Genomic DNA, 4158 nt, shown 5'->3' on the forward strand with positions numbered 1-4158 from the left:
GTATCCGACATCCTCGCCGAAAAACATCATCTGACCAGCGACAAGGATCTTGAGGATTTCAGCGAATCTGTTTATATCGCCAATCGCGGTGAAGTACAGCACCGTCTGTGGATCCTCGACACCATTGTCACCGCAGCGCCGCTGCTTGGCCTGCTCGGCACGATCTTGGGTATTATCGATACCTTCAAGGCGTTGGCGGTATCGGGCGTCTCGGATCCGGGCCAGGTATCCCAAGGTATCGGCACCGCGCTGTATGCGACGGCATTGGGGATCGGCATTGCCGTTGTAGGTATGTTCTTCTTCAACATGTTTCAGGAGCGGATTGAACGTATCAACGATCACCCGAAGGTATTGATGTTGCGCGCCTGTGTTGACCGACTCACCGATAGCGGCGCCAAATCGGTTGCAGCAGAAGCCGGAAAATTGCATCTGGCCTGATTGCATTTTATTTGAGAACGGGTTGAAGCCATGCGCGCAATGTCTATTAGCATTAGCAAGTTATGGTGCAGCCTGGCAGCGGCATTGCTGAGCGCTTGCAGCAGCTTGCCAAACGTCGCGGCCCGGGCGCCACAGGAAATCAACCTGGTTGCCATCAATGACCTGCACGGCCACCTCGAAGCCGAGACCAAGAGTTTCGCCAGCGTTGCCGACGGCGTCGGCGCCATCCCGCGCGAGTTCAGGGTCGGCGGCATCGACACCATCGGTGGCGCCCTCCATGCCTGGCGCACTGAAGATCCGCAACTGCTGCTGGTCGGTGCCGGCGATCTGATCGGGGCCAGCCCGGCACTATCCTCCCTCTAGGCCGACGAGCCCACCATCGCCACCCTCGGCCAGCTCGGCCAGCTCGGCCAGCTCGGCCAGCTCGGCCAGCTCGGCCTGCGCCTCAGTTCGGTCGGCAACCATGAATTCGACCAAGGCAGCGCGGAGTTGCTACGCGACCAAAATGGCGGCTGCAACTCTACCCGTCCCGACAGGGCTTGCCAGTTCGAGGCCCACTATCCGGGTGCAAAATTCTCCTACCTTGCCGCCAATGTGATCGACAATGCCAGCGGCCGGCCGATACTGCCGCCCTACCGCATCGAGCAAGTGCGTGGCATCAAGATCGCTTTCGTCGGCAGCGTTGTGCGCGAGACCGGAAAAATGGTTTCCGCCGATGGCATCGCCAGCGTGCATTTTATTGACGAAGCCGATGCCATCAACCGTTGGGTTCCGGAAATCAAGGCGCAAGGCGTCAGCGCTATCGTGGTCCTTATCCATCAGGGCGGCGCAACTGAGGAACCGTTCGATAAGGTAGCCCGCGATGCCTTGCACGGGCCGATCGTCGACATCGTCAAACGCCTCGATCCGGCCATCAAGCTGGTAATCAGCGCCCACACCCACCATAGCTACACCTGCGAAGTCGATGGTCGGATCGTCACGCAAGCCGAATCGTTCGGCCACATGCTGACCCGCATCAGCCTGACCATCGACCCGCGCATTGCCGACCTGCCGGGAAAAATTACCGCGATCCATGCACACAATGTGCTGATGGATACGCAGCGCTTTCCCCCAGATCCATGGCTAACCGCATTCCTGCAACAACTCAAGGCACGCAGCGATGTGGTACTGGCACAGCCGATTGCGCGCATCGCGCTGCCGCATATCGATCACCACATCAACCAGGCCGGCGAATCTCCGCTCGGCGATCTGGCCGCCGATTCGCAACTGGATGCCACACGCAAGCTGGGTGCGCAAATCGCCATGACCAATCAAAAAAGTATTCGCGAAAGTCTGGATAGCAGTGCCACCGACACGCGCTATCCTCAGGTCAATTACGCGCAGGTTGCCGCCACCACGCCATACGGCAATACGTTGATCCTGCTGACGCTCACCGGTCGCCAGATCCAGGCCTTGCTGGAACAGCAAAGCTGGCTCGACCAGGATCGTCCGGACGGCCGCGTTATGCTGCAGATATCGCACGGCCTCAGCTATCGCTGGGACGCCAGCCAGCCGCTCGGGCAACGGGTGCTGCCCGGCAGTATCAAGCTCAACGGCGTGACGCTGGATCCCGACGGTCACTACAGAGTCAGCGTTAACAGCTTCATCGCGCAAGGCGGCGACGGCTTCAGCCTGCTGACCCAAGGCGCCGATCGCGTCGATAGCGGCATCAACGACCTCGATGCACTAAGCCGCTATCTGATTAGCAGCGAACACGATGGCCATCCGGCTGGCGGCGCGCAGGCTGCAAGTCGCATCGTGCGCGTCCATTAATTAACATTAAATTTCCCTGGATTTCCCAATGCGTAAATTAATCTTCTCGCTCGCGATGCTGCTCGGCTATGCCGGCAACGCCCACGCCGAATTCGCTATCCCCGGCTATGAGCTGGTGCACACGGTGCCGGTCGAAACGGCACTGGCCACGCCCGATTTGCGGGAACCGCTGCAAGTCTGGAGCGAGATGTTCGACGGCGCCCGGCACGACATCGTACTCGCTCAGTTTTACGTCGCCAGCCAGGCGGGGGCAGCGTTCGAGCGCGTGATCGAGAGGCTGGCCGCCGCCGGTGCGCGCGGTGTCAGAATTCGCTTTCTGATGGAGGAAAAAGGCAAGTTCGCCTCCGACATGCCGACCATCGAACGTCTGAAGCAAATTCCCAATCTGGAATTTCGCTATCTCGATTACGCCAGGCTAAGCGGCAACGGTATCATTCACGCCAAATACCTGGTGGTCGACGGCAGCACAGCCTACGTAGGTAGCCAGAATTTCGACTGGCGCTCTTTCGTACATATTCACGAAACCGGATTGCGCATCACCGATCCGGTTGTAGCGAAACAGGTGCAACATATTTTTGAGCATGACTGGCAGGCGCAGGAATTGATCGCACAAGGCAAGCCGGTACCGCGCCTCAATCAAACCACGGTGGCAGCCAACGATGAGCAAGCGACATTCCTGGTGGCCAGCCCGAACGCCTTTAATCCGCCAGGCGTGGGCGATTCCGAAACCGAATTGCCAAAACTACTGCCCGCCGCCAAATCCGAGGTGCGCATCCAGTTGCTCGATTACGCGCCGCTGAGCTACGGCCCCAACCATACCCGCCCTTACTATGCAGCGATCGACAATGCGATCCGTAGCGCATTGGCACGCGGTGTGAAGGTCAAGCTGATGGTGTCGAACTGGAATACCGAGAAGCCTGCTATCGATTATTTGAAAAGCCTGGCGCTGCTGCCAGGTATGGAGATCAGAATCGTCACGCCGCCGCAAGCAAGCAGCGGCTTCATTCCGTTTGCCCGGGTCATCCACAGCAAGACCATGGCAATTGACGGTCAGGTGGCCTGGATCGGCACCAGCAACTGGAGTGGCGGTTATCTGGATAATTCACGCAATTTGGAAATCGTCCTGCGCAACGAAAAGATGGCCAGGCGGATTGCCGACCTGCACCGGCAAACCTGGGATTCCGCCTATGCCGAACCGATCGATGTCATGAAGGATTACCCCAAGCCGGTCAAGGGCAAAGAATAATTCCGGGGCTTGATAAACGGCGTTGATTCCGGCAGTCTGTTGGTGAGCTTGGGGTTGAGCTTGGGGTTGAGCTTGGGGTTGAGCTTGTGAGCGGCCTTACCAACCAAGCCAGACCAGCCAACTCTGAGCCGGTCTCAACCACAGAAAAATGTATGCCACTGTGATATGACGTTTTCCGTACGCTCCGACAACACGGCAAGGCTTCGATCTGGTCATGATTGGATTCATTCTTTAATGCAATGAGACGATAAAGAAGTGCCAATTTTCGCAACACCAGAAATGCCATAAAAACAATAATTGTTGCCGCAACTATAGCGGAACTATGTTTTCAACAATAAATTAATATTTTTTAAGAAAAAGAAGGGAACTGTGCGCGGAGCCAAGGACGCCGCCTGCGGCGATTATGAATACGATGTGACAGTGTCGATTGTGACCACGTACAAGGAGTGATTGGCTGTCAGCGTGCGGTCAATGCCTGACAATCTGTATGACGATCACGCACTCTAAGAGGCATTGGCACAGGCGACCATCCTGACGAGGGTGTAATTAGTTTTGTGTAAACGGTCATTTGGCAGCACACTGCCACCATAGAGGAAAAAATGACCTACGTAAAACGCACCAAACGGGCCAAGCCCGATCCTGAGTTGGTCAAGCTGGCGGAC

At 57.1% G+C, this 4158-nt stretch carries 5 protein-coding genes; 4 read left to right on the plus strand and 1 reads right to left on the minus strand.

The features are described from left to right. The coding region (locus tag ACIQ0R_RS11640) for a MotA/TolQ/ExbB proton channel family protein (RefSeq protein ID WP_395827550.1) at nt 1-438 on the plus strand (438 nt) is incomplete at its 5' end. 39 nt (nt 439-477) lie between these two features. Further along, complete coding sequence (locus tag ACIQ0R_RS11645) at nt 478-801, plus strand: hypothetical protein (RefSeq protein ID WP_395827553.1); 324 nt, start codon at nt 478-480, stop codon at nt 799-801. Here ACIQ0R_RS11645 and ACIQ0R_RS11650 read toward each other — a convergent pair. Beyond that, nucleotides 787-915 (minus strand): hypothetical protein, encoded by a 129-nt coding sequence (locus ACIQ0R_RS11650; RefSeq protein WP_395827556.1) that lies wholly within the window; start codon nt 913-915, stop codon nt 787-789. The genes ACIQ0R_RS11645 and ACIQ0R_RS11650 overlap by 15 nt on opposite strands. A gap of 12 nt (nt 916-927) precedes the next feature. Here ACIQ0R_RS11650 and ACIQ0R_RS11655 point away from each other — a divergent pair, with 12 nt between their 5' ends. Further along, nucleotides 928-2250: a bifunctional metallophosphatase/5'-nucleotidase gene (locus ACIQ0R_RS11655; RefSeq protein ID WP_395827559.1), complete on the plus strand. Its 1323-nt coding sequence runs from the start codon at nt 928-930 to the stop codon at nt 2248-2250. 28 nt (nt 2251-2278) lie between these two features. Beyond that, on the plus strand, nt 2279-3496 hold the full coding sequence (locus ACIQ0R_RS11660; protein ID WP_395827562.1) for a phospholipase D-like domain-containing protein: 1218 nt from the start codon (nt 2279-2281) through the stop codon (nt 3494-3496). Nucleotides 3497-4158 lie beyond the last annotated feature (662 nt).

The sequence above is a fragment of the Collimonas sp. genome (genome assembly GCF_044339385.1).
In the GTDB taxonomy this organism is placed as follows: Bacteria; Pseudomonadota; Gammaproteobacteria; order Burkholderiales; family Burkholderiaceae_D; genus Collimonas.

Coding starts and splice junctions, on each gene's coding strand:
- ACIQ0R_RS11660 (WP_395827562.1), top strand. CDS start 2,279: ATGCGTAAATTAATCTTCTCGCTCGCGATGCTGCTCGGCTATGCCGGC.
- ACIQ0R_RS11645 (WP_395827553.1), top strand. CDS start 478: ATGTCTATTAGCATTAGCAAGTTATGGTGCAGCCTGGCAGCGGCATTG.